This is a genomic window from Leifsonia sp. NCR5 (genome assembly GCF_002105485.1).
Lineage (GTDB): Bacteria > Actinomycetota > Actinomycetes > Actinomycetales > Microbacteriaceae > Leifsonia.
In genome coordinates this window covers 1-24069 of sequence record NZ_NCSR01000015.1, presented here as the reverse complement: position 1 = coordinate 24069, position 24069 = coordinate 1, and the positions used below count along the sequence as shown (strand labels likewise).

The 24069-nt window shown below is 64.1% G+C and carries 26 protein-coding genes; 11 read left to right on the top strand and 15 right to left on the bottom strand.

Annotated features, from left to right (window positions below; all coding sequences use genetic code 11):
* Nucleotides 1-3 precede the first annotated feature (3 nt).
* The 9 genes from B7438_RS13250 to B7438_RS13210 all read right to left on the bottom strand — a co-directional run bounded on the left by B7438_RS13250 (nt 4) and on the right by B7438_RS13210 (nt 10867).
* Nucleotides 4-633 (bottom strand): TlpA disulfide reductase family protein, encoded by a 630-nt coding sequence (locus B7438_RS13250; RefSeq protein ID WP_306293898.1) that lies wholly within the window; start codon nt 631-633, stop codon nt 4-6.
* Nucleotides 626-1903, bottom strand: a complete 1278-nt coding sequence (locus B7438_RS13245) for a M23 family metallopeptidase (protein ID WP_143465913.1) — start codon at nt 1901-1903, stop codon at nt 626-628. The genes B7438_RS13250 and B7438_RS13245 overlap by 8 nt, the downstream gene beginning before the upstream one ends.
* Before the next feature lie 19 nt (nt 1904-1922).
* The gene (locus tag B7438_RS13240) at nt 1923-2735 is read right to left on the bottom strand and encodes a F510_1955 family glycosylhydrolase (RefSeq protein WP_143465911.1); all 813 of its coding nucleotides are present in this window, start codon (nt 2733-2735) and stop codon (nt 1923-1925) included.
* 107 nt (nt 2736-2842) lie between these two features.
* Nucleotides 2843-3439: a M23 family metallopeptidase gene (locus B7438_RS13235; protein ID WP_256922025.1), complete on the bottom strand. Its 597-nt coding sequence runs from the start codon at nt 3437-3439 to the stop codon at nt 2843-2845.
* A gap of 513 nt (nt 3440-3952) precedes the next feature.
* Nucleotides 3953-4429, bottom strand: a complete 477-nt coding sequence (locus B7438_RS13230; RefSeq protein WP_085370073.1) for a hypothetical protein — start codon at nt 4427-4429, stop codon at nt 3953-3955.
* A 104-nt stretch (nt 4430-4533) separates the two neighbouring features.
* Nucleotides 4534-5241 carry a hypothetical protein gene (locus tag B7438_RS13225; protein ID WP_143465909.1) on the bottom strand — a complete coding sequence of 236 codons (708 nt, stop codon included), beginning with the start codon at nt 5239-5241 and terminating at the stop codon, nt 4534-4536.
* Nucleotides 5242-5800: 559 nt separating this feature from the next.
* The gene (locus tag B7438_RS20585) at nt 5801-7066 is read right to left on the bottom strand and encodes a hypothetical protein (protein ID WP_179150818.1); all 1266 of its coding nucleotides are present in this window, start codon (nt 7064-7066) and stop codon (nt 5801-5803) included.
* A 748-nt stretch (nt 7067-7814) separates the two neighbouring features.
* Nucleotides 7815-8984, bottom strand: coding sequence for an ATP-binding protein (locus B7438_RS13215; RefSeq protein ID WP_085370070.1), 1170 nt, complete (start codon nt 8982-8984; stop codon nt 7815-7817).
* Between the two features lie 860 nt (nt 8985-9844).
* Nucleotides 9845-10867, bottom strand: coding sequence for a DedA family protein (locus tag B7438_RS13210; RefSeq protein WP_143465905.1), 1023 nt, complete (start codon nt 10865-10867; stop codon nt 9845-9847).
* A 343-nt stretch (nt 10868-11210) separates the two neighbouring features.
* On the opposite strand from B7438_RS13210, the gene B7438_RS13205 reads away from it, so the two are divergent.
* From B7438_RS13205 to B7438_RS13195, 3 genes are read left to right on the top strand one after another with little or no spacing between them, the layout of a single operon-like run.
* Nucleotides 11211-11420, top strand: coding sequence for a hypothetical protein (locus B7438_RS13205; RefSeq protein WP_306293897.1), 210 nt, complete (start codon nt 11211-11213; stop codon nt 11418-11420).
* Nucleotides 11417-13324, top strand: a complete 1908-nt coding sequence (locus B7438_RS13200; protein WP_085370067.1) for a bifunctional copper resistance protein CopD/cytochrome c oxidase assembly protein — start codon at nt 11417-11419, stop codon at nt 13322-13324. Before B7438_RS13205 ends, B7438_RS13200 begins: the two co-directional genes overlap by 4 nt.
* 1 nt (nt 13325) lies before the next feature.
* Nucleotides 13326-14264, top strand: a complete 939-nt coding sequence (locus B7438_RS13195) for a cytochrome c oxidase assembly protein (RefSeq protein ID WP_085370066.1) — start codon at nt 13326-13328, stop codon at nt 14262-14264.
* A 4-nt stretch (nt 14265-14268) separates the two neighbouring features.
* Here B7438_RS13195 and B7438_RS13190 read toward each other — a convergent pair whose 3' ends face one another.
* Together B7438_RS13190 and B7438_RS13185 are read right to left on the bottom strand one after the other, a co-directional pair.
* Complete coding sequence (locus B7438_RS13190) at nt 14269-14904, bottom strand: copper resistance CopC family protein (RefSeq protein ID WP_179150817.1); 636 nt, start codon at nt 14902-14904, stop codon at nt 14269-14271.
* A gap of 13 nt (nt 14905-14917) precedes the next feature.
* Nucleotides 14918-15853: a cation diffusion facilitator family transporter gene (locus tag B7438_RS13185; protein ID WP_085370064.1), complete on the bottom strand. Its 936-nt coding sequence runs from the start codon at nt 15851-15853 to the stop codon at nt 14918-14920.
* A gap of 121 nt (nt 15854-15974) precedes the next feature.
* On the opposite strand from B7438_RS13185, the gene B7438_RS13180 reads away from it, so the two are divergent.
* Complete coding sequence (locus B7438_RS13180) at nt 15975-16289, top strand: helix-turn-helix transcriptional regulator (RefSeq protein WP_256922024.1); 315 nt, start codon at nt 15975-15977, stop codon at nt 16287-16289.
* Here B7438_RS13180 and B7438_RS13175 read toward each other — a convergent pair.
* Entirely contained in the window at nt 16286-16576 is a 291-nt protein-coding gene (locus B7438_RS13175; RefSeq protein ID WP_085370062.1) for a zf-TFIIB domain-containing protein, read from the bottom strand. The two genes, B7438_RS13180 and B7438_RS13175, sit on opposite strands and share 4 nt — an antisense overlap.
* A 185-nt stretch (nt 16577-16761) precedes the next feature.
* Here B7438_RS13175 and B7438_RS13170 point away from each other — a divergent pair, with 185 nt between their 5' ends.
* The 7 genes from B7438_RS13170 (at nt 16762) to ccsB (ending at nt 20978) form a co-directional block, all read left to right on the top strand.
* On the top strand, nt 16762-17133 hold the full coding sequence (locus tag B7438_RS13170) for a hypothetical protein (protein ID WP_143465903.1): 372 nt from the start codon (nt 16762-16764) through the stop codon (nt 17131-17133).
* Nucleotides 17134-17413: 280 nt separating this feature from the next.
* The gene (locus tag B7438_RS13165; protein ID WP_179150816.1) at nt 17414-18061 is read left to right on the top strand and encodes a M23 family metallopeptidase; all 648 of its coding nucleotides are present in this window, start codon (nt 17414-17416) and stop codon (nt 18059-18061) included.
* Nucleotides 18058-18756: a thioredoxin domain-containing protein gene (locus tag B7438_RS13160; RefSeq protein WP_256922023.1), complete on the top strand. Its 699-nt coding sequence runs from the start codon at nt 18058-18060 to the stop codon at nt 18754-18756. Before B7438_RS13165 ends, B7438_RS13160 begins: the two co-directional genes overlap by 4 nt.
* Nucleotides 18744-18992 (top strand): hypothetical protein, encoded by a 249-nt coding sequence (locus tag B7438_RS13155; RefSeq protein WP_085370059.1) that lies wholly within the window; start codon nt 18744-18746, stop codon nt 18990-18992. Before B7438_RS13160 ends, B7438_RS13155 begins: the two co-directional genes overlap by 13 nt.
* Before the next feature lie 11 nt (nt 18993-19003).
* A complete protein-coding gene (locus tag B7438_RS13150; protein WP_085370058.1) occupies nt 19004-19429 on the top strand; it encodes a hypothetical protein in 426 nt (141 codons plus the stop codon).
* Nucleotides 19423-19989 (top strand): signal peptidase II, encoded by a 567-nt coding sequence (locus tag B7438_RS13145; protein ID WP_085370057.1) that lies wholly within the window; start codon nt 19423-19425, stop codon nt 19987-19989. Before B7438_RS13150 ends, B7438_RS13145 begins: the two co-directional genes overlap by 7 nt.
* Complete coding sequence (ccsB, locus tag B7438_RS13140) at nt 19986-20978, top strand: c-type cytochrome biogenesis protein CcsB (protein ID WP_085370056.1); 993 nt, start codon at nt 19986-19988, stop codon at nt 20976-20978. The genes B7438_RS13145 and ccsB overlap by 4 nt, the downstream gene beginning before the upstream one ends.
* A gap of 89 nt (nt 20979-21067) precedes the next feature.
* Here the strand turns inward: ccsB and B7438_RS13135 are convergent, their stop codons facing one another.
* From B7438_RS13135 to B7438_RS20580, 3 genes are all read right to left on the bottom strand, one after another.
* Nucleotides 21068-22795: a cytochrome c biogenesis protein ResB gene (locus B7438_RS13135; protein ID WP_085370055.1), complete on the bottom strand. Its 1728-nt coding sequence runs from the start codon at nt 22793-22795 to the stop codon at nt 21068-21070.
* Entirely contained in the window at nt 22776-23558 is a 783-nt protein-coding gene (locus tag B7438_RS13130) for a cytochrome c biogenesis protein CcdA (RefSeq protein ID WP_085370054.1), read from the bottom strand. Before B7438_RS13130 ends, B7438_RS13135 begins: the two co-directional genes overlap by 20 nt.
* A gap of 195 nt (nt 23559-23753) precedes the next feature.
* On the bottom strand, nt 23754-24069 hold a 316-nt coding region (locus B7438_RS20580; RefSeq protein WP_179150814.1), incomplete at its 5' end, for a hypothetical protein.

Sequence of the window (24069 nt, the reverse complement as noted above, 5' to 3'; positions counted from 1 at the left end):
CTGTTAAGGTCCTTGCTCGCTGAGGACCCTGCTGATCAGTGCGGTGAGTACGGACGCGTCGGGAAGCTGCCCGAGTACACGGGCTGCGACCCGCCCTTGCCTGTCGACGACCAACGTGGTGGGTACCGCGTTCGGGGCCACCACCCCGCTGAACGCGAGCTGCATGGCACCGTCCGAAGCGTCCAGGACGGACGGATAGGTGATGCCGTAGGTGCGTGCGAAAGCGAGCGCCGTGTCGGCCTGATCGCGCACATTCACACCCAGGAACTCGACTCCGCGACCGCTGAACTTGCTGTTATTCTTTTCCAGATCAGGCGCCTCCGCCCGGCAAGGGGCACAGCCGGCGTACCAGAAGTTGAGGACCAGCACTTTGCCGGCGTAGGCGGCGGAGGAGACCACGTTTCCGTCTTCCAGCTTTCCGGCGAACCGGACCGCTGCGGTCCGGTTCTTGGGTTGGATTTCGGTGATGGTGCCGTCGCCGGCCACAAAGTTCTTGCCGGAGCCGTCTTTGAATTGCTGCGCGAGAGCATCGTTGCTGCTGCATCCGGAAATGGTCACGGCGAGCGTGACGGCGGCTGCCGCAGCGAGGATCGCAGTCCGGATCCTTCTGGCTCGAGCGCTGATCCTAGCCAAGGGTGACTCCTCTCGCGCCCATGAAGGGTTGCGGGTCGACGCGGTTGCCACCGACACGCACCTCGAAGTGCAGGTGGCAGCCAGAGGATGCGCCGGTGGTTCCGACCTGGGCGATGTTCTGTCCGGCCTGCACGGTCTGGCCGACGTTGACCAGGACGCCGCCCTCTCGAATGTGGGCGTATCCGGTCATCACATCGGATCCGTGGTCGAGGAGAACCCAGTTTCCGTACGTTCCCAGCCAGCCTGCGTAGACGACACGGCCCGCGGTGGCGGCGTAGATCGGGGTGCCGCAGCCGGCTGCGAGGTCGGTGCCATAGTGGAATGCACCTGAGCTAGCCGTCGGTCTGTTCGGGCGCGGTCCGAACCGGTCGCTGATCCAGCCGGTGACAGGTTTTGTCCACCCTTGTCCGCTGAGTTGTCCACCGTCGGCAGATGATCCTGCCCCGCCTGCTGCTGCTGCCGCTGCCGCTGCTGCGGCGGCGGCGGCGGCGGCGGCGGCCTGCTGCTGCCGCCGTATTGCTTCGCCCTTGCTGAAGTCGGCTTCGGTCGCTTTCCGGTTTTCAACCAGCACCGAGAGTTGGGCTTGGAGGGTTCCTTGCACCTGTTGCTGTTCAACCAACTGGGTTTGGGCGGCGGTCGCATCCGCGACTGCGTTCTGGAGCGCCTTCTCGGCTTCCCGGTTGAGGTCGGCAAGCGCTGCTTGGGCGACGGTCGCCTGGTCGGTCAGTGCCTTGGCCGTGTTCGCGTCGGTGCTGGCGGCGGCGAAAGCCTTGTTGGAGTTCTGGCTGAGTTTGCTCATTGTGCCGAGCTGGAAGAGCAACGCGTCTGCCCGTTCCCCGTTTACAAGCAGCTGGGTGGTGGGGTCTGCGTTGCCGAACCGTGCCAGTTGGGCAACCAGCCTGCCGACCCGCGCACGTGACACATCGGCTCGGCCTCGGGCTTCCCCCGCCTGACCGCGCAATGTGTTCGCCCGGTAGGTTGCGAAATCGAGTTTCGATTGCGCTTTCTCGTACTCCACTCCGCGTTGGACGGCGGCCTCCCGCGACCTGCGCACGCTCGTATCGAGAGTGCTCAGCAGTCCGTTGATCCGGTCGATTTCTGCCTTCTTCGACGCTTCACTCGAGCGTGCCGCTTCAACGTCTGGCCAGGAAGGATAGCTGACCGCCTGCGCCGGGCCGGCGGTGATGAGCGCACTGGTGACGACCGACGCCACCAGCAGCCCCAGCAGCGGACGCCGCCACAGCCGTCCTCGCCGAGCTGAGCCGTTCACAAGTGATCCCGCGTTCTAGTCAAGGGGTGCCTCCGACGAGTACCGTCCAAGTGATGCCGTCATCCGGTGTTGCCACGATCCCGCGGCTATCGGTGCCGAGAATCCACAGCTTGGAGGAGCCCTTCACCGTTGCCAGTGACCCGGGAAGTGACTGGAAGGTCCCCTTCGGGGTCCACGTCGCAGCGTCGTCGACGGAGGTCCAGATCTTCTTGTCCGTGTCGACGCCGACGAAGCTTCCCGCCGTGGAGTCGATCGGCGAAAGCAGAAAGAGCGCAGGGGTGCCAGGTAGGGGCGCGAACGTTGCACCGGCGTCGCGACTGATCTGCACGCCTGTCTGCGTGGTGGCAAGGACGGTGTCCGGCGCATTCTGGTTGACCGAAAGCTTGCGGAGGGCGACGGTGGCACCGTCGTGCCAGTTCCGGCCGCTGTCATCGCTAATCCGGACAATTTGGCGGGCCGCATCGTATCCGTAGACACGCACCTGGGCATCACCGGTGGTGGCGGTGGTGATGTCGTGGAAGTCGGTTTGACCGGCGAGCGAAACGGTCGACCAAGTTCGAGCGGCGTCGGTGCTTTCGATCAGTCCGAGATTGGCTGGGTCCTGGTGCGCGTTATTGGCAGGGTCCGGATGCCCCGAGGCGAACATGACCCCGGAACGGGCAACAGTGAATCCCATTGTGTCCTGGGTTCCGTCTCCGACCCGGGCGGTCTTTTCCGATGCGAAGCCATCATTGAGTTGCGCAGCATCGAGCGCCCACACACCCTGGTGGGTGGCGGCGAAGATGCGGCCTCCGGTGGAGTCCAGCCCGTGTACGTGGCCGAGGTCGTTCATCGTTGCGGTGGCCGCGCCGGCTGCGGTGCACCCACTGAGCGCCACGGCGGCGAGGGCGGCGGTGGCAGCGACGGTCCATGAGCGTGTTATCCGGTGTGTTCGCATGGTTACTTCACTCTCTGCGTGAGCCACGCGTATGGATCGACAGGGGTTCCGTTGACGGAGATGCCGAGGTGGAGGTGGGCGCCGGTGCTTGCGCCGGTGCTTCCGACGAGGCCGACTAGTTGGCGGACTTTGACCGTTTCTCCGACGCTGAGGTTCAGGGAGCCGTAGGCCATGTGCGCGTAGAGGCTGCTGACGGTCTGCCCATCGATTTGATGGTCAATGATCGCGTAGACGCCGAGGCTGCCCGCTGGGTTCCCGACCTCCCTGACGACCCCGTCTGCGATCGCCTGGATCGGCGTTGCGGCCCCGGGGTTCATGTCAATTCCCTCGTGGTAGGAGGAGCAGCCTGAGCACGGAGAGACTCGATATCCGAACCCGTCACTGATCGGTACGCCGACATCGAACGGCCATTGAATTGGCGACGCCGGATTGTTCGTGAAGGTGTTGGCGGTCGACGTGAACCCGGCGGCTTTCAGTTTCGTGACAGGCACCGGCTTTGGTGGGGGCGCGCTAACCGACACGACATCGCGCGTGACAACAGCCGACTGCGCGGACACCGTGGTCATCGTCTGCAGGTCACCGGGCCGGGCGGTCGCCACTTGCTGTGTCTCGCCGGGCACGATCGCGTAGGCCGGAAGCGCGTACGTTCCGAACAGGGTCCCCGCTAGCGATAGGGCCGCCAATGGCGCCCACCTCTTGCGAGGTGTCACTTGCCGGCGAGAGGTCGCTGAAGTTGCGGTGGGCGGTCGTCGCTCGGCATTGTGTCGGGCGCGACGGGATCCGTACTGGGCTGCCGACGAAACATTAGCGCTCGAAGTCAGAGAGGAAGTATGTGTGTGCATCGTGAATGGGGCTCCGACGGGTCAACACGCGAGGACGAGAGACGGGTCGGCTCGGTGTTTAGGACGGTCTGGAATACAGGTGAAAAGCTGCGCTTATGAGACCAGATAAGGGATCGGTTCGGTGACGGATGCGGTAGGCATCGGTCGATGGGCGGTCATCACAGGCGGCCAGAAACCAAGAGGGCGCAGATGTCTGCGAATGGTCGCTGTTCGCTGCGCGAGGCGCTGCGCGATTAGCGCCGAGGCGCTGTTGCGCTGTTGGGAGCCGGTTTAGGTACGGCTGATCGAAAGCGCGAGCAGGGAGGGGGCCTGAACCAAGGTACGGGCGGCTGAGAACAGCACAACAGGCGCGCCCCGTTGGGCTACGTCGAGCAACGCCAGCCCTCGATGGATCGCCAATAGCGAGACCGCCACCGCAATCACCACAAGGACACAGGCAGCGCCGGCAAGTGCGCAGCCGAGTTCGCAAACGCTGTCGCACTGCTGTGCCGGTGTGCTCGACAAGGCGGCCTGCTCAGACCCCACGCCCGCAAGCGGCCCCGCCACAGGGTGGACTTCAAACTGGTGGCCGCCCGAATGCGTGCCTGCCGAAGAAGCTGCCACGGAATCGTGTGCGTGGGCCGTGCTCATCGATGTCATCACGAACATACCGAGCGCCAATGCCAGCAACGACAACATTGTCACGACAACCCGGCGCGCACGCGCACGAGCCGCCCGGCTCGGGTCGTGATCGTACGTGGTCGTCATGTCGGCAGTGTCCTAGAGGTGGCGGGTATTAGCACCGCATCTTAGCGAATGGGGTTGAGGGCGAGGCAGGCAAATAGGCCTCGCCTCGCCTCGTACGGTCGGGTCTAAATCGTGAGAGTGGTTCCTTGCGCTTGGCGGAAGTCAATGTGCAGGTGATCGCACGTATCGTCGAACGGGAGGAAGTTGGTCACGCTAATGGCGCTGCGGCATCCCACCTGACCGAGGTTCGGGGTTGGTGGCATTACGGGGTCGAGCGCGCGGATGAGCTTCAACGATTCCGGGTCGCCACCGGTAAGTGGGTGACCGTTCAGGAGATAGAAGTCAACCGCGTGGCCTCCCCCGTTGGCATAGTGTGATGACGCACTACCGGCACCCTCGATTTGGCCGGTGCACTGCCTGTTGATGTCACTGACGCCAACCGTGGCGAAGTTCGCCAACGCCACCTCGATCGTTTGCAGTACCCGGTAGTCGACGCCGCAACCGGGAACGGCGCGACCCTCCGCAAGGTTTCGGATCTCCGGAATGTGGTCCGGGGCGTAGCCGGTCAAGCGGCCCTGGCCGACAGCAACCATAAGAGATTGCGCCAACCGCTGCACCGTTGGCGACACTGTCGACTCGACCGTTGAATCGAGTTTCGCGCTGTTCTCGGTAATCGAGAAGCCCTCTCGGCTCGCCGTTGACACCGCTTCCCCGCTACCAGTGAGGGTCTGTACTGCAACGCTGGCGCGGGACGGTCCGGACGAGCCATCCGCCATCGAGGCATACGCCGGCAGCGCAGTGGTACCAACAAGGCCACTCGCGGCCAGGATCACGATGGCCTTCGCCGACCATCCCCTCCGGGTTCTGCTAGCGCTGGACCGGTCGGCTTCCGATCTATGATCGGCCGCTTTGGTCTGTAGGAGTGGTGGCCTTCTCAGTTCCCGGAAGTGTTGGGCGGAAAGGGCATCAAGGGCAGCCAGCGCCTTCTCTCGGTCAGGCGGGTCTCCCCCGAATGTGTCGTTCGTTGGCGCGGGCCTCTGGAGCCCGTCAGACCTATCCCCACCCGTGAGAGCTGTCTGCGAAATGGAAGCGACACGGGCTCCAGGCCCGGATGAGCGCTCGAAAGTATGCCTCTCGCGGCGGGACGAGAACGCCTGCCCTGGACTTCCCCGGTCGGCTCCGCGCTCTCGCCGATGCGGTGGACCGCCATTGTGTGCCGGCGCGAGGTGGGGGGTCGATGATGAACCAGCAAGTGTGCTCGAGCGTGTCACACAGTGCCTTTCGCCGGGGGAGCAGATCGGAATACCCCGTAATGGTATGTGTTCGTTACCGAATTGTCACATTCCGGCGTCCGAGCTGGTGCTGGTCGTCCTGGCAGCGGGTTGCGCGGAGCTACATCGGATCGTTGATGTGGAGGTGGTTGCAGGTGTCGTCGAAGTCTTGGAAGTTGTGCAGGGAGGGCTCGTTTCCTGCGTTTCGTCGGCAGGTGCTCTGACCTAGGCCCGAACCGTATGGCATCCTCGGGTCGAGGACCCGGATCAGGGCCAAGGAGTTGCCGTCGGCGCCGGTCGCGGAGCGGCCACCCAGGCTGTAGAAGTCCACCGCATGGCCGCCACCTCCGGCGTAGTGCTGTGAATTGATTCCGGCGCCTTCGATTTGGCCTGTACAGCGACGGTTGATGTCGCTGACGCCGACGCTTGAAAAGGTGTGCAGAGCAATCACCATTACTTGGAGAATCTGGGTGTCGATCCCGCAGTTTGGCACCGAGCGGCCGTCCGCGATCCACTGGATCTCCATAATGTGGTCGGGGTAGGAACCGGATAGCTGTCCGGCAGAGACGTATCCCATTAGCTCTTGGGCGAGCGCGCGCGCATCGGTGGCTACTGGCGCGCTGGGACCCGCGGCACGAGCGGCTGCGGCGGCGGCGGCTGCTGCTGCGGCTGCGGCAGCCGCGCGCGCCGCAACTCCGGCTTGATACTGCTGTTCCGTCACCGCTGTCGCGCTCGTGAGCGACGCCAGCTGGGCCTGGAGTTCATTCTCGTGGGCAGTCTGTGCCGACAGGGCGGCGATCATCTCTCTTTGCGCCTGCACGGCCTTTGCAAGCGCTGCCTTCGCCGCGGTAGCAAGGGCAGCAAGGGCATCCTTTGCCGCGGCAGCCTGGTCGCTGGCTGCTTTGGCATTGTTGCTGTCCTGAGCCGCTTGCGAGTACAGGCCGTTGATCGTTGAAGTGAGTTTTCCCAGGCTGCTCAGTCGATATAGCAGTCCGGCTGCGTCGGTCGACTTGCTGAGCAGCAGGGTCCCGGTGAGGTTCTGGTTTCCCGTGCGGGCCAACTTTGCCATCACCGCTGCCGACTGCCGGTGTGAGGTCTCGGACTTCTCTTTCAGTCGCGCAGCCTCGGCGGCTAGCAAGTCCGACTTGTTCTGGCCGGCGGTCAGGGCGAACTGGGCCGCCTCGTTGTCCTTTTCCCGGGCGGCGGCGGCATCCTCGGCCGCTTTCGCTTGTGTTTTGAGCCCTGCAATCAGCGCGGAGATCGCAGTGACCTGGGCCTGCTTGGCAGCCTCACCGGACCGAGCGGCCTGTACGTCGCCCCACGATGGATAGTTGTCAGCGAACGCTTGAGGGACTGCGACCCCATTCCAGGCGGTGAGAACCGCCACGACCACAAGGATCACCCCCACCCGTGACCAAGAGGGCCTGCGGGTAGGCGTTGAGCCGAGAGGAGGTCGCATTTCGCTTCCGAACAGTTGGAATCTGATTTTGGGCGTCGAACGTGCTCGATCGCTGGCTCCCGACGCTAACCCCCGGCTGGCGGCAGTGGTCCAACAACACGCCGTTGGTGAGCTCGGCCGTCGAGGAGGGTCCTGCGGCAGGGAGCGTGCCCCGGAATGTGAGTTGTTACATCTTCCATTTGCTGATCTCGCGACGCGGTTGCGCGACATCCTCGGTGTGCGCCTCGTGGCGTATATCGGTGGGGTGAAGTCCGCCCGCCCGCTCGGTGACCGCCTGGGCCGATGCCTTGGGTGAGCCCTGGGAAGCCGATCGTGATCGGCTGCGGCACCCCTACCATGCGGCTGCGCTGTTGCGTGAGCGGTACGACGCGACCACCGTGCAGTCCTGGTTTAAGGGAATGAACCCCTCGCTGGGTGATCAGGCGCCGGCGCGACCGCTTCGCGAACGTGAGCCGCTGGCTGTTGCTGGCGATGTTTATCGCTGCTGCGAAGTCATTCGCATACGTCGGATGAGCGTGCCGGATCTTGAAATCACGGGCCACCCCCGGGCTGGTGTGGCGGGTTGGGTTCGAGCCAGACATGTGGGCGTGGACGCTGTGGTATACGCCACGGACTCCGGCCTTTTCGACGGGCGCTAGGATGACCTGCTCGGCCAATTCCGCACCCTCTACGCGCCCTAGGCTTTCTGTTGGCGCAGGACGAATGCAGCCATACCCGGCACTGTGAACGCGACCACGCCGTGCTCGGGAGCGTATACAAGGCCCTTGTTGATCAGGTTCGCGCGGACAGGGCCGAGACTGGCTCCAGAACGGCCCAGTCGCGCTGCGACTTCTCCCGACTGGCTGCCTTCGTCTCCGTCCTCAGCCATCGCCCGGAGATAGTCTTGCTCGCCGCGAGTAGCACGATCCCAGCGCACGCGGAAGAACCCGGTATCGAGCTGCAAATTGCCTCGGGCGACGCCCAGGAGCGCGTCCTGAGCGGAGATAACAGGTCCGGATGCCGCATTCCATGAGTCCTGGCCGAACTGCTGAAGGAAATACGGATATCGGCCAGACGCTTCAATCACAACATCGATAGCATCGTCATCCCATCGGGCGTGCTCGGAAGCCGCCGGAATCGTCAAAGCCTCCGCGGCTGAACCCTCAGTGAGCTCGCGCACGTTTACGTACCGAAATCGTTCGGCGTATGAGCGCGCCTCGGCCAGAATCCGCGGAAGGCTAGGAAGCCCTGCGAATGCGAAAGCAACAGGCCAATCGTCCTGAGCGGCCGCGTGCGCTATCACGCAGAGTGTGGTGAGTTCCTGCTGGTCGAGGTCCTGAGCCTCGTCAATCAGGATCGCCAGACCAACATTCTCTTCCTGAGCTGCGCCGGCAAGGTCAGAAATTAGCTTGCGTAGGTCCGTCTCGAGAACGCCCGTGTTGGCACCACCACCGCTGACCTCCGTGAGATCCAACCCGAACGTCCAAACTCCGTTCGTGTCATACGAAGCCTTGAAGCTGATTGCCGTCTTGAGCGCTTTTAGGAGTCGTCGACCGGCGCTCGGACGGGCAAGGTCCGCCAGCGGCGCGTAGAGCGCTTCGCCGATGAGTTCACGCACGCCTTTGTCTCCGCCTCCCTCAACCTGCGCGACGATCCATTCGCGTCGGCTCGCGTTGCGTCGGAGTTCTGAGAGCAGCACGGTCTTTCCAACGCCCCGAAGTCCATACAGAACTGTGGGCTGGATGGAACGGCCGCCTTCAGCGCGCTGTAGGTCGTTGTGCCAGTCCTGCAAAGTATCGTCGCGACCGACAAGCGCTGCAGGCTTACGTCCTGCGCCGGGTTGGTAGGGATTTCGAACTGGATCCATGACTCCAAGCCTAGCGAAGTATGTTGAAGTATAGGAAAGGCCTATACTTTGCTAGACATACCTACATTCACCTTCCGATAATGAACGTTATGTCAAATAGAAGATTTTTCGTAGTGATAAACGCAGGGGCCTCAGTAGTCAGCGCCTCCGCGTTGAACCGTCCGAACATACCTGCGGCTCGCGACCTGCAGTGTTGGTGGCGTGGCGAGCCCTCCGGGAGAATGTGCATGTGGTCGACACCGGGAAGACGTACTCGGATCTCACGGAGCTGCTGCCCGAGGTCGCCGAGATCCGCATTCGATGGAAGCTCGACGAGAACGGTTCGCCTTGCTACATCGAGAGCTTCCCGGCGCAGCGAAGAAGGGCCGCCGGTCCCCCAGCGGGTGGCCCTTCTGCCTACCACTCCCCGTCGGATTGACAACGTAGGTGTCGACCGCGCGGGGTGGTTGAAAGGCGTCGCTCCGGTGCATTGCCCGCGGGTAGGAGAAGCTCGCGGCTCGCGCCCTGGCTTCGTCAGAGTTGCGGCTAAGTCCTCGTGGATGTTGAGTTCTTGCCGCACGTCCTCCCGGTATCGTGAACGATTGTGAGAAAGTCTTTGGTCACCGTTGGAGTTGTCGTGGGCGGCATTCTGCTTTGTATCGTTCCTGCCGGGATTGTGCTCGTGCTCCTCGTGTTGACGTTGGAATATGCGTGGGGGTGGGTGTTTGTGGTCGTTCCCGTCGGCCTGCTCGCCGTCGGACTGTGTCTCCGTTTAGGCGCGCGCTTGATTTCCCGTTAAGGACACGCGGTGGCCGGTGGCGGGAGCAGGGAGGGCCACATCTGTGGGCGCGATTCCGAGATCGAGTCCTCGAGGGATGCGCCTAGGAGGCGCTACGCGATCGGCGGCGAAGGTTTAGCATTCGGATTGCTACCGGCGTCACGGAGACGACGACGATTCCGATTAGCACCAGATCAAGGTAGTCGGCAACAAAATCGGCGACGCCCGGGATGTGACCTAATCCGTAGCCCAGGAGGATGAGAGAGGCCACCCATAATGCGCCTCCCACGATGTTGAAGGCGGTGAACAAGCGCCAGCGCATTACCCCGATACCGGCCGCGACCGGGGCGAAGGTTCGAACGACTGGAATGAACCGGGCGATGATGACGGTGGCGGTACCGAACCGGTCAAAGAATTTCTTGGTCCGGTCCACGCTCGAGCGGCTGAAGAAGCCCGAGTCGCGCCGCTGGAACACGGTGGGACCCGTTCGCTTCCCTATGGCATATCCAACCTGGTCGCCTAACACTGCGGCCACTGCCACCGCCACCATGATTACCCAGAGGGGCTGGTCGAAGCGATCCGAGACGGCGAGCACTCCGGTGAAAAACAACAGGGTGTCCCCGGGGAGGAAGAAACCCACCAGCAGCCCGGTCTCGATAAAGACGACTGCGCAAACGCCCAAGAGCGCCCACGGTCCCGCCTCCTGGATGAGGAATTGAGGGTCGACGAGGCCGATCGAGTACATGATTCCCTTACAAGGTCGCGCGGAGCGCTGTGCCCCGGGCTGGATTTCGTTTCGCGTGATCCTACTGAGCGGGTCTGTGAACGGGGCCTCGATCAGGCCTGAGAATCTGTCGTGAAGCATTGGGGCATCGAGCCCGTAATGCAGGATCATCCACCCGGCCGCGTGCGGAGATGAATAACCCGTTGTGCGGAACCGCTGGCGTCGGAGGCAGCGAGAATCCCGGCGCAGGCCGGTGAGCGTTTGACACATTTGCGTTGGATACCCTTGTGTCAATACGAGGAGGAGGAGGGCATGGGATTCGCTGTGCGACTGGCGCGAGCCGCGCCCGCCATTCTCCTCCTGATCGCTGCTGCGATTGTTCTTAGCACCGGCTTCGGACACGCCACGGATGGTTCCGACCTGACCGGGGCTGCGGAATCATCCGTCGCGCAAGCACCGTCTATCCAGGACCCTGACGGGCCGACAGCTGTTGAGTTCTGTGCAGCTTTGTGTGCCACCGCTGGATCCGCGACACCGGCTCTTGAGGCGGCTCCCCTGACCGATCAGCACGTGAACGTTGTTCGGCCCGAACCTTCCCGGCTGCCGCGCTCAGGAGCTGCGCGACGAGCAGCTTCTCCCGCGCCCGGTCTTCTCGGCGTTCTTCGACTCTGATCACCTCCCGCTTCCGGGTTTTTCGCACGTGCGCGTCGTAGCGGCGATGCCGTGCGCTCCGTGACAAGTAGAGGTGAACGTGAACGACTTTTGGTCCAATGCATTGTGGTCCCTGACACCGACGGTGTTAGTGGGGCTGATTTTCTGGTTCGTCCTTCGCTCGATCTTGAAGGCCGACCAGCGCGAGCGCGACGCATACGCGCGCGAAGAAGTTCGCGAACGCGCGCGGCGGCGGAAAGCGTGCGAAGCGGTCAGCGAGCCCAAGCAGGAGCCGCAGTCGTGACCGCGGCCACTTCCACGACGGCAACGCGCACCCGGCGTTTCCTCCTCGTCGTGGTCGTACTGATCAGTTTTGCGTTCGGCGCGGCACTCCTGCTCGGTCTGACAACCATCCAGGCGGACGGGACCGTGTTCGACCCCGGCCCGATCGTGACGTTCGGGCTTCCCGTAGCCAAAGCAGCCGTCGACGTCAGCGCCACACTCACCATCGGCATCCTGCTTGTGGCGGGCTTCTGCGTCCCAGTCGGGTCGAAGCCGTGGAACCGACTACTCGACGCAGCCCCGTGGTGTTCTGCCATGTGGATGGCCAGTAACTGCGTGACCGCTGTGATGACCTCGCTCAGTCTCACCGGCCCGGTCCAGGCCGACGCGCTGGGAGCAAGCCTGGCCCAGTTCTTCGAGCAGATCGCCGTAGGCCAGGCATGGATCGCCACAATCTTGATGACGGCAGCCCTGACGGTACTCACCTTCGCGGCCCGCCATCCTGCCGGAATCGCCGCGTCCGTATGTCTGGGTCTTTCTGCTCTGGTTCCGCTCGCTCTGCAGGGACACGCTGCCGGCGCCGGCAATCATGTCACTGCGACCGTCGCCTTATGGTTGCACATCGTCGGTGCCGCGATGTGGGTGGGGGGACTTGTCGCCGCGGTCTATGCGGCAGCCTTAGACGAAAGCGGCGTGGTGCCGCTGCTGCGCCGCTACTCGGGTTTGGCGCTGGTCGGCCTTGTCACGGTAACCGTCTCCGGCTCTGCCGGAGCCCTCGTACGGTTGAACGATCCGACGCAGCTCGTGACCACGGTCTATGGGCGCGTGCTGGGTTTGAAGATCATCCTGCTGCTTCTTCTCGCCGCGCTCGGATGGGCACAACGGAAGTGGGTCATCCGCCGCTTCGGTGATCCCGAGGCCACGAACATCCGCCGCCGAATCGCGTTCGTATGGCTGGCTGTGTGGGAACTGGTGATCATGGGTGTGGCGATGGGGGCAGGGGCATCGTTGTCGAGGACGGAGACCCCTGGCGGCCAGATCCTGCTTGCAACAAAGGCTGAGCAACTGACCGGCGACCTTCTCCCCCCGGCCCCGGCGGTCGGGCGCATTGTAGACACGTGGGTATTCGATTCCGCCGCCGTCCTCACTGTCGGTCTAGTCCTCGGCGCTTATCTGACCGGTGTCGCAACGCTTCGCCGCCAGAGTCGCTGGCCGCATGGGCGCACGGTCGCGGCGATCATGGCGGCCATCGTCATGCTGTTCGCAGCGTGCTCGCTCCCAGGCGCGTACGCCACCTTCTCATTCACTGCCTACACGGCCAACCTCCTACTCGGCGGGATGCTGGGGGCGGCGCTGGCAGTGACAGCTCGGCCGATCACACTGCTCAACAGGGTGATCCCCGCTCGTGAAGATGGCAGCCTCGGTCCTCGAGAATGGATGAGGTGGGCGATTGACAACCGAGGAATGCGATACGTGCTGGGAACCCCCTGGCTGGCGGGCTCGATCCAGATAATCCTCCTCGGGCTGGTGTTTCTTACCCCCTGGCTGGGCTGGGCGGTCCAGGATCCGGTCGGCCGCACAGTCACAACAGTTTTCGTGTTCGGCGCGACCGCGATCTTCGCCGTCTCAATCGGCCGGACAGCCCGAAGCGGCACACAGTCCATCGCGCAAGCTGTCGGGATCGCGCTGGGTGTGGTTTTGCTCGCCGGAATGGTCGCCGTCTTCGTCGCCTTCGCTCCCGGCGGGGTCCTGCCCAACTGGTACGGCATCACCCTTCCCGCCTTAGGCGTGGATCCCGCGGTCGATCAGCTGGTGGGGGCGCTTCTGGTGTGGGGTGTGATGGCGTGCTCGGTGCTTGCGATGTTAGTGTCCTTAGGCCGTCGCGTCACCGAGCAGAAGACCGGAACAATGGAGCAGGGAGACTGACGTGGACGGGCCCGCGCGCATCCCTGAGGCGCCGCCGAGTCTGGATACCTTTCTCCAGTGGGCCCCGCAACCGGTTCCCGTCCTGCCCGTGCTTGGGGCTGTTGCTGCAGCCCTCTATCTGACGGCCGTCCTCGCTGCGCGGCACCGCGGGATCAGCTGGCCATGGTGGCGAACGGGCCTGTTCCTGACCGGGGCGGCGCTGATTGTCGCCCTGACGGGGAGCGCGTTGGAGGGGTATGGCTATCGGATGTTCTCGGTGTTCATGTTCCAGCAACTCACCTTGATGATGACGGTGCCCCCACTGCTCATCCTGGGCGCACCAGGAACGTTGCTCTTGCGGGCAACCGCGACCACAGGCTGGACTCGACCGCTGCGACGCCTTGCCATTGTGGGGCTGCGATCCCGTACCGCGCGGATGCTCCTGCACCCCGGGTTCATGGTCCCGTTGTTCTTGTTCGTGTTCTACGGTCTCTACTTCAGCGGTCTCGCGACGACCCTGCTGGCGACGGTCGCCGGCCACCAGATACTCGAGACGGTGTTTCTGGCGGCGGGCGTCCTATTCACCCTGCCGCTGATCTCACCCGATCCGCTCCCGCGGCGTCAATCACATCTGGGCCGGCTCTTCGACATGTTCGTCGAGATGCCATTGCATGCGTTCTTCGGGGTGATCGCGATGATGGCGACGGTTCCGCTCGTGACCTTCTTCTCTCATGCCCCCGCCGGCTGGGGCATCGACCCGATCGAGGACCAGCGGGTGGCCGGAGCGCTTGCCTGGTCGTACGGCGAGCTGCCGTCGTTGATCATTGTGCTCATCCTGCTCTTCGGCTGGGCGTCCGACGACACCCGGCGTGCGAAGGCAGCGGATAGGCGGAAGGATCGTGACGGCGATCCCGAGCTCGACGCCTACAACGCCTGGTTGGCCCGATTGGGGCGACGCTGAGGCGTTACCGGTTCCCGGATCGTCGACGGCTTGAGGCGATGACCGCCCACAGAACCACACCGGCCACCACCAGTACCGCGATGACGATGGTGGCGATCAGCCCAGTTGGCGCCGACGCCGTTGACGCTTCTGCGAACGGTTTCGCCGACGTGACACTCGGTGAGGGCGTCGCCGTCGGGGCGACGGCCGTTGGCGTTGCCGTCGGTGTCGGAGAGGGGGGCACGGGGCCGGCGTAAGTGAACGTGTACGCCCCATCGATGGGGTGGCCATCGGCAGACACCGTGCGCCAGGTCACGGTGTAGTCGCCCTGCGCGGTGATCGTCAGCGATCGGGCGAGGGTGCGGTCGCTGATTCGGAGATCCCCGGTGGAGACTTCCTTGCCGCTCGCGTCCGTCACCTGGATAATGATGCCGCTCTGCAGGCCGCTCAATGGTGCTTCATTGAAGGTCAGGGTGACCTCCTCAAGACGGGTGGACACGGTAGCGGATTGTCCGGGATTCGCCGAAGCAAGTGCATCGTGGGCCTCCGCAGCCGCTGCGGTGACGATGTTGGCGATGAAGGCAGCGCCGACCACTGCGAGGAAAGCGAGCAGGCGCCATCTCACTCGGGGGGTACGGCGGGCATCGGGTGGTGTCGTCACCGGTTGTGTCCTTCTAATCGTGTGCGGAGTGCTCGTGTTTGCTGTGCTGAGGCGGCTCGAACTGGAACGTGGAGTGTTCGATGCTGATGTCGAAGTGGGTGGCCACGCAGTCTTGCAGCTTGTCCAACAATTCCGGCAGCTTGCCATTCTCGAACGTATCGGGTTGAACGATCACGTGCGCGGTCAACACGGGAAGACCCGTTGCGATCTGGGTGGCGTGCAGGTCGTGCACCTCGATCACCTCGGGCACCTCGAGCATGTGGGTGCGGACGGAGTCGAGGTCCAGTCCCGGTGGGGTGGACTCCAGTAGCACACTGGTGGTCTCCCGCAGCAGCTTGAATGCACGCGGGAGGATCAGGACGCCGATGAACATGCCGGCCAGTGCGTCTGCTGCGCCCCAACCGGTGAAGGCGATCAATAGTGCGGCGACAATGACGGCGACGGAACCGAGGGCGTCGTTCATGACCTCGAGGAATGCTGCGCGGAGGTTGAAGTTCGCGCTTCTGCTGGAGGCGAGTACCGTCAGCGACGCGACATTGCCGAGAAGACCGATGATGCCGAAGATCAGCAGCTCCGTGGAGGGGATCTCCGGAGGTTCGAACAGTCGCCGGATGCCTTCGACAATGACGAAGACGCCGACGGCGAGGAGCACGGCGGCCTGCGCGGTCGCGGCGAGGACCTCGGCGCGGCGGTAACCCCAGGTGCGTTTATTGGTGGTCGGCCGGGTGCTCAGATACGAGGCGACGAGCGCCATCGCAAGTCCGGCGGTGTCGGTGAGCATGTGCCCGGCATCGACGAGCAGTGCCAGTGAGCCGGTGAGGATCGTTCCGACGACCTCGGCGATAAGAATAACGAAGGTGATGCTGAACGCGATCGACAGCCGAACGCGGTGACGTTTGGCGGCTTCTCCAAAAACCTGCATCGTGGTTCCGTGGTCGTGGCCATCCATACGGCCTCCCTTCCTCGCGACTATCCTAGACGAACATATGTGCATATGTAAATCTATTATAGGCATTGATAATCGTAATCAGAACCGTTCTCGGTACGATGGGGAGTTGAGGAGTGGTGTGGTGAGCGAAGTGGTCTTTGACGCGCAAAGCGCAGTCGAGCTGGCCGAGGTGTTCCAGGGGCTGGCGTCGCCGAACCGGTTGCGGGTTCTGATGCGGTTGCGGCAAGCGCCCTCCACGGTGACCGCGTTGGCGGAGGAGCTCGAGATCGGGCAGGCCAGCCTGTCCAACCACTTGCGCATCCTCCGCCACGCGAAACTCGTCACCGGAGACCGGGACGGCCGGTCGGTCACGTACCGGCTGTTCGATGATCACGTCATCGAGTTCTTCGACCAGGCGTTGCTTCATCTCGGGCACGCCCAGCCGGGCGGCGATTAGTCGCCGAACAGGTCGCCCAGCCACCCACCGCGGCGCTTGTTGCCGTTGCCGTAACCATTGCCGTGGCCACTATTGCCGTAACCGCGGTTACCGTGATGTCCCGACCGGTTCTCGGGCGGTGGGCCTTGGAGGTTGGGGGACGCGGGGTTCGGCACCAAGGATCGTTCGATGATCTTGTCGAGCTCTCCCCGGTCCAGCCACACCCCACGGCAGGTGGGGCAGTAATCGATCTCGATTCCGGAGCGTTCCGAGAGCACGAGCGTCTCGCCGTCGACGGGGCATTTCATGTGCGGTCACCTTTCTGGTCGGTATGGGAGCCGGAGCGTAGAGGGGCAGTCTGGGAGTCACCTGACGAGACGCTGCGGCGTTCAGGTTGGGTTTGCTACGCTTCCGAGCATCGCGACCGTTATCGACCTGTGATCCTGGAGGTGAAATGCGAACCATGAATAGCCGAACCATTCGGCGTTGGATCGTGTTCACCATCGCCTCGCTGGCCGTCGTTTTCGCGTTGCTCCTGGCGCACATGTTCGAATCGGCGCACGCAGCCGGCCCGGCCGCCGCGACAGCACCATCCATTGCCTCCGTCATGACCGATCCGGGACTCAGCGACGCGGAGTCAACCGTCGCCGCGTCAGCCGAAGACGGCGTGCCGCCCGACCAGATGCTCGTTCTGGACTGTGTTCTGGCCGTGGCGGCGGCACTTGCCGGCGCGCTTCTGGTCGTACTGCTGAGACGGGACTTTTTCGTCGCCATGATTCGGGTGATCAGTGTTTGCGTCGCCATCCCGGCGTTCCCGCGCAGCATGAAGCCCTCCCTGGAAGCTTTGGCGATTAGCCGGACCTGACGTCGCGGCACCGGTTACGTGCTCAGCCGTCCCTCGTCCGCACGCCCCGCACCTCTGGGGCTGACTCCAGAAACCCCGAATGCTCTTCACCCGCACTCCGCGGCCCTCTCGTCGCGCAACCTTCACCCCTGCTCGCCCGGAACCCCAATCCCGGCGGGAGGCTCTCGACACGGAACGCCGCCGACGCTCCCCCGTCCGACGACGGCCGCTGCGATCACCCGCCAGCGGGCAAAACCCCCGTAAGCGGCTCCTGCTGACCACAACCGCAGCCATCTTCACAATGACACTCGCGGTCGCAACCTCCGTGCCAGCCAACGCGGTCGAGCCCGAACGCTATCTCACGGCAGCCACCAGCAGAGCCACGACCGGTGTACCGCAGGCCATGGCTAACCCCAGCGGCATGGCCTTGCCTGTCGCGCGCGACGCGATCAAGGCCACGTCCGAAACCGAACTCGCCGCGTTGGCTGAAACCGACCCGGCCGGGCTGCTCGTGGGGAACACGCTCGGGCCGATTCAGTGGCCATTCCCTGGTGATGTATCGATCAGTGACGGCTTCGGCTCGCGCTCTTCCCCGTGCTCGGGCTGCTCGAGCAATCACAAAGGACTGGACATGACTCCCGGCGGTGGCACCCCGATCGCCGCGATTGCCGATGGAATCGTGCGATCGGCAGAGGAGTCCGATGTCGGGTTCGGCGTCAACGTGATCATTGACCACCGCGTCAACGGCGAACGATTCGCCAGCCTGTACGCCCACATGCAGTTCGGCTCCCTCCAAGTTCGCACGGGCCAACGCATCGCGGCCGGGCAGATCATCGGTCGTGTCGGAACAACCGGCGCCAGCACCGGAAACCACTTGCACTTGGAGATCTGGAGAGACGGCGAAACCCCCACCGACCCGTACGCCTGGCTCCGCAGCAGGGCGAGATGAGCAGCGACATGCCACCACAACGAACACCACAACCAGCCAGACGTCCGCGCCGCCCCTCAGCGCGGTTCTGGGCCAACGCGACGGTCATCGGGCTCGCCCTCATCGTGCTCGTCGTCATCGTGGTCGTCGGCCGGGCGCAATCCATTTCCAAGCAAGCTGCGGCACCGGCAGTTACCCGCGCGGACAGTCGAATTCTGCAGAAGGCGGCGACGGACAAGGTGACGGTTGTCGAGTTCCTCGACTTCGAGTGCGAAGCCTGCGCCGCTGCATACCCCGTCGTAGAACAGCTCCGCAAACAGTTCGCTGGCAGAGTCACCTTTGTCGCCCGATACTTCCCGATCCCCAGCCACAAGAACGCGATGAACGCAGCACTGGCGGCCGAGGCGGCAGGGCGGCAGGGCAAGTTCAACCAGATGTACGCCACGCTCTTCGAAACGCAGACGCAGTGGGCCGAGAAGCAAGACGACCAGTCACCGGCGTTGCGGTCACTGGCCCAAGCAATCGGTCTGGACATGACACGGTACGACGCCGACCTCACCGACCCCACCCTCAAAATCCGAGTCACCAAAGACCAGACCGACGGCGTCCAACTCGGCGTGGCGGGCACCCCGGCGTTCTTCCTCAACGGCGAGAAGGTATCCGTGACCTCCCAGGACCAATTCGCCGCCGAGCTCGAGAAGGCGTGGCGACGATGAACTGGATAGATCGCCGACTCCGCCGCATCGTCCTTGGCAGGTGGGGCTCGCAGGCCCGGTCAGCGAAGATCCCACCCGGCGTCTACCGCGAGCTGATTGACGCCGCAACCAGCGCATCCGTCCAACTGCAACTCATCCGGCGAGACCCACAGCACAACGCGGACGCATTGGACACCCTCGACGGCGACCTCGACGCGTTGATCCGAACCCTCAAACGACACAGACCCACGCAGTGAAAGGCGCAACCATGTCAACTCTCAACCGTCCCGTCATCGTCGCCGCTGCGGCGGTGTCGCTGGCGGCACCCCTGCTCCTCTCCGGCTGCTCCATCGGGGAGACCGTCTCACAACAGGCGCAGAACGCCGCGTGCACGCTCGTGACGCCGGTGATCGATAGTGTCGCGTCCGATATCGACGCTGCGCTCAAGTCGTCAACGTTGGACCCCACTACGGCTGCCGATCAGCTGGGCGCTGCGCGCACGATCCTTGCTCCGATCGCAAAACAGATGCCCGACGGCCCACAAGCCACAGCGGCTCAAAAGGTTGTCGACACCATCGATCAGCTGATCACCGTTCTCAAAGCCGAGGCTAAGGGTCAGGCAACCGGGACCAGCTCCGACAAGCTCACCAAGCAGCTGTCCGAGCAGATAAAGGCTCTCACAACACTATGCTGACCGACCAACCCGCCACCTCTCCAAAACCGGCAATGAGCCGCAAACGCCTCGCACAATGGGCGCTCAACCTCAGCCTCCTCGCGATCATCCTCGACCAGACCGTCAAGGGAATCGCCATCATCACCCTGCCGTACGGAAAAACAGAACCAACGATCATCCCCTGGCTCGACCTGAGACTCGTCCTCAATCCCGGTGCCGCATTCGGGCTCGGCGCCCGATTCGGTCCGCTCCTCGCCGCCGGGATTTTCATCATCCTTGTCGTCCTCACGGCCTGGACCATTCGCCGTATCGTCCACCGCGACAGCCCCCTCATCACCATCGCCTTGGCAGTCGCCGCCGCTGGCGGCTGGGGCAACATGATCGACCGAATCCTGCGGGCCGAACGCGGCCTCCTCAGCGGCGCCGTCGTCGACTATCTCTCCATCAGCTGGTTCGCAATCTTCAACCTCGCCGACGTGTTCGCCGTCGGCGGGATCGCCGCCGCCGCGCTGCTCTGGACGCTCGACAACCGTCGACAGCAGCAAGCGAAACTCCACGATCACGGAGCCACACAGTCATGACCGACGTCCTCTCCTCGCTCTCCACGCTTCTGATCTACATCGCGATGGGCTTCTACACAGCCGCCTTCCTCGTCTTCGCCGCCGACCTCGCGCGTCGTAGCACCCAGGCAACAACACCGGTGCCAAGCGCCGTCGCCCGCCGTGCAGCTACGGCCGCCGGCCCCTCCCCCGTGATCGTCGGCGAACGACCAGACCGAACCACGCCACAACGCGTTGACCCAACGAAGAACGCTCGACTGGTCCTTGGCTGGGCCTTCGCCCTCACCCTGAGCGGATTCGTCTTCCACCTTGCCGCGACCGTCCTCCGCGGCATCGCCGCCGCCCGCGTCCCGTGGGCGAACATGTGGGAGTTCTCGATGACCGGCACCCTCGTCATCATCGGGGTGTTCTTGCTGGTGAACATCAAATGGGACATCGACTACGTCGGTACCTTCGTGCTCGGGCTCGTCCTCGTCCTGCAGGGCATCGCGCTCGTGCGGTACTACGTGCCCGTCGTTCCATTGCAACCGGCGCTGCAGTCGTACTGGCTGGTCATCCACATCATCGTGGCCATTCTTGGCACCGCCCTCTTCGCTCTCGGCTTTGCTCTCTCCTGCCTGCAGCTGCTGCAGACTCGACGTGAACGCCAGGTCACGGAATCGCAGCCGCAGCAGCTCCGGTTCCTCGCGACCCTCCCCGCATCGACCGCACTGGAGAACCTCGCCTACCGGATCAACATCGTCGGCTTCATCGCCTGGACCTTCACCTTGATCGCCGGAGCGATCTGGGCAGAGAAGGCGTGGGGCCGCTACTGGGGGTGGGACACGAAGGAAGTCTGGACGTTCATCATCTGGGTGATCTACGCCGGCTACATCCACGCCCGCGCCACCCGAGGATGGCGCGGGTCCCGTTCCGCGTGGCTGGCGATCATCGGCTTCGCCGCCGTCCTGTTCAACTTCGGCATCGTCAACGTCTTCTTCAAAGGCCTCCACACCTACTCTGGCCTATAGGCCGTGCACGCCGGAGCCAAAACGATCTCCAGCTAACGTTCGGGTCCGTCCCGCCACAAACGCGGGGTGGCAAGGCCACCCCGCTGCGGCTACCGCCCACTCGACCGCACAGGCGGCCCCTTGGCTTCGCGCGAGTCTCGCGTGTGCGCTTCGGTGAGGGCGCTTTGGTGCGCGGTGGCGATCTCGATGACGCCGCGGGCAAGGGTGGGGTCTTCGCCGCGGGCAAGGCCCGCGTATTCTATGCGCACCCCCGTGGTGGTGGTGTGTGCTTTGATCCACACGCGGCGCCGGGGGAAGAACAGTCCGGCAAACAGGCCGAGTGTGGCCAGGACGGAAAAGACGAGGACGGGCAGACCGCTGGGATCGCGTTGGATCTGCAGCGACGCGAACCGTTTCAGGGGTTGACCGATGTTTGCGGTTTCGTCCTCCCAGGTGATGGTGCCCCACCCGTTGGGAAGGTTGACGGTCTGCCCGGGCGCGAGCTGTAAGGACTCTGTTCCGGATTTACCGCCGGTGCGCTGGGTTAGCCCTTCGACATTGAGTGAGTAGACAGATCGGGGAGTGCCGTCGTTGATGCCCAGGTCGCCGCTGAACACGTTGAGCGTGATGACCGGGTTGTTCGTGTCTGGGTAGGTGGACGTGAACGCCCCCGAGCGGAGCGCTCCTTGGGTGGGGTAGAAAAAACCGATCAGCCCGACCTGTTCGGGGAGCCCATCGGGAACCTTGATGATGCCAAGCGATGTCATCGCGGAGTCCTGCGGCAGGAACGGTTGAGACTCGTGATAGACCACTTGGCCGTCCGCGCTGCGGATGGTGAGGGTGGGGGCGTAGCCGTTGCCGAGGAGGTAGATGCGGTCGCCGGCGACTTCAATCGGGTCGTTGACCCGTACCGTTTCTTTTTGAGTTCCGCCGGTCGGTGTGCGGATGCTGACATCGGCGGTGTAATCGCTGGCTTGACCAGCCCCTGGGGTGCCCGGGGGCTGGTAGGTGACAGCGAATCGGTCAAGGGTCATCGCGTACGGGGTGAGTCCGGTGCCGTCGACGAACCGGCCGGGCTTGAACGAGGAGTAGTCGCTGAGTGCATTCACGAAGGTGGTGCCCTCGACGACCACTCGCTGCCCGGTGTAGGAAAAGCCACCGCCGACCCCGACGGAGATCAGTACCCCGACCAGCGCCACGTGGAAGAGGAGGTTCCCGGTTTCGCGAAGATAGCCGCGCTCAGCCGACACCGAGCTCCACGCGGCCGTGTCGTATCGCTGCACCCGGTACCCGGCCCGCCGTAGCTGCCGCTCGCCCAGAGTCGCGGCCTGGTCGGCGCCCGCGGCCCGGTAAACGTCCCGGGTCTGGTACCCAGCGAGCCGAGAGAGACGGAACGGGGTTCGTGGAGGGCGGGACCGGAGCGCTTTCCAGTGGTGCTTGACCCGGGGAATGACGCAGCCGATCAAGGACGTGAACAGCAGCAGATAAATCGCCGAGAACCAGGGCGACTGGTACACGTCAAAGAGGCCCAGATTGTCGACGAACCCGAACACGTCCGGGTTGTCCTTCTCCCACTGGGCGACCCCATTGGGGTCGGCCGTGCGTTGTGGGAACAGGGAACCCGGAACCGCGGCGACCGCGAGCAGCAGCAGCAGGAGCAGCGCAGTGCGCATGCTGGTGAGTTGCCGCCACCCCCACCGCGCCCAGCCGACGACACTCAGCCGCGGTTCGGCGACCCCTGGCGAGTCGGGGACGATGTTGGCGTGGTCGGCAGGACGCAGCGGATCGTTGTCCAGCAGTTCAGGCAGCCGGGAGGTGTCAGAGCGGGAGCGGGACATTGATCACCACCTGCTGGAGGGCGGACATCAGCATGCTCCAAACCCCGGTCACCATGAGCAGGCCGAGAGCGATCAGGATGCCGCCGCCGATGATGTTCAGGGTGCGGATATGACGGCGCAGGAACGTCACGGTGCGGGTGGCCCAACCGTACCCGATCGCGAGCAGGAAGAAGGGGATGCCCAAGCCGAGAGAGTATGCCAGGCCGAGCAGGCCGGCGCGTCCCGGGTCGCCGAGGTTCCAGGACACGGAGATTATCGCGGCGAGAGTGGGCCCAATGCACGGGGTCCAGCCGACACCGAGCGCGAATCCGAGAATGGGCGCGCCGACCAACCCCATGTTGTTGCCCACGCGTGGGCGGATGCTGCGTTGCGCAATCCCTAGCACGCCGATGAACGCCAGACCGAGAACGATTACCACGACCCCGAGCACCCGAGTCAGGAGGCTGGCGTATTGCAGGAGCAGCAGCCCGAACGCCCCGCCAAGGATCGTGACCGCGACGAACACCACCGTGAACCCGGCGATGAACAGTCCCACACCCACAAGCAGCCGGGCCCGGCCCGCAGTTATTACGGTAGAGGCCGTGCCCGGTGGGGCACCGGTCTCCGTTCGGGAGGCGGGTTCCGCGGCGGCGCCGATGTATCCGAGATATCCGGGAACCAGGGGCAGCACGCAGGGGGACACGAAAGAGATCAGCCCGGCCAGCATCGACAACGGAATTGCGACCCAGAGCGCGCCCCCAACGACCGACATCACTGGGTTCACACGCTCACCGCCCTCTCATGCTCAGCGGGCGCGACAGCGGAAGCGCGCGCCGGAGACGCGGTTCCGCTGTTCTCGCCTCGTTCTTGTGCCGGTCGAGTATTCTCATCAGTCTCTTTCCCTGATTCTTGTGCGGTCGTTCCCGCGCCAGAGGCGGCGCGGACGTACCACCCCTCTCAGCGAGGGCGAGAAAGAGAATCAGGTTCGAGAGATCCCGAGCTGGGACAGCGCCGGCGCCGATGCTAATGTCGACACTGCCGATGGATCCAGGATCGGCAGCTTGCGCACGTTCAAATAACAAGGGACCGGCGCCGGTGGAAGGCGAAACCGACGCACTGCGGTGATGATCGGGAATCCGCAGAGGATCCCGGTGACACAGGACACTCCACTGGCCGACATGTCATCGACCGTTTCGGTCGCGTCGGCGTCCGCAGTGTCGAGCGCGGCAACGAACGTCAACGGAATGGGAGCAGACTCGCCCCAGCGCTCCCCCGCCTCGGCACCCGACCAGATG

Coding starts and splice junctions, on each gene's coding strand:
- B7438_RS13145 (WP_085370057.1), top strand. CDS start 19,423: ATGCTGACCGACCAACCCGCCACCTCTCCAAAACCGGCAATGAGCCGC.
- B7438_RS13160 (WP_256922023.1), top strand. CDS start 18,058: ATGAGCAGCGACATGCCACCACAACGAACACCACAACCAGCCAGACGT.
- B7438_RS13215 (WP_085370070.1), bottom strand. CDS start 8,984: ATGGATCCAGTTCGAAATCCCTACCAACCCGGCGCAGGACGTAAGCCT.
- B7438_RS13150 (WP_085370058.1), top strand. CDS start 19,004: ATGTCAACTCTCAACCGTCCCGTCATCGTCGCCGCTGCGGCGGTGTCG.
- B7438_RS13165 (WP_179150816.1), top strand. CDS start 17,414: ATGACACTCGCGGTCGCAACCTCCGTGCCAGCCAACGCGGTCGAGCCC.
- B7438_RS13240 (WP_143465911.1), bottom strand. CDS start 2,735: ATGAACGACCTCGGCCACGTACACGGGCTGGACTCCACCGGAGGCCGC.
- B7438_RS13175 (WP_085370062.1), bottom strand. CDS start 16,576: ATGAAATGCCCCGTCGACGGCGAGACGCTCGTGCTCTCGGAACGCTCC.
- B7438_RS13230 (WP_085370073.1), bottom strand. CDS start 4,429: ATGACGACCACGTACGATCACGACCCGAGCCGGGCGGCTCGTGCGCGT.
- B7438_RS13185 (WP_085370064.1), bottom strand. CDS start 15,853: ATGGATGGCCACGACCACGGAACCACGATGCAGGTTTTTGGAGAAGCC.
- B7438_RS13135 (WP_085370055.1), bottom strand. CDS start 22,795: ATGTCCCGCTCCCGCTCTGACACCTCCCGGCTGCCTGAACTGCTGGAC.
- ccsB (WP_085370056.1), top strand. CDS start 19,986: ATGACCGACGTCCTCTCCTCGCTCTCCACGCTTCTGATCTACATCGCG.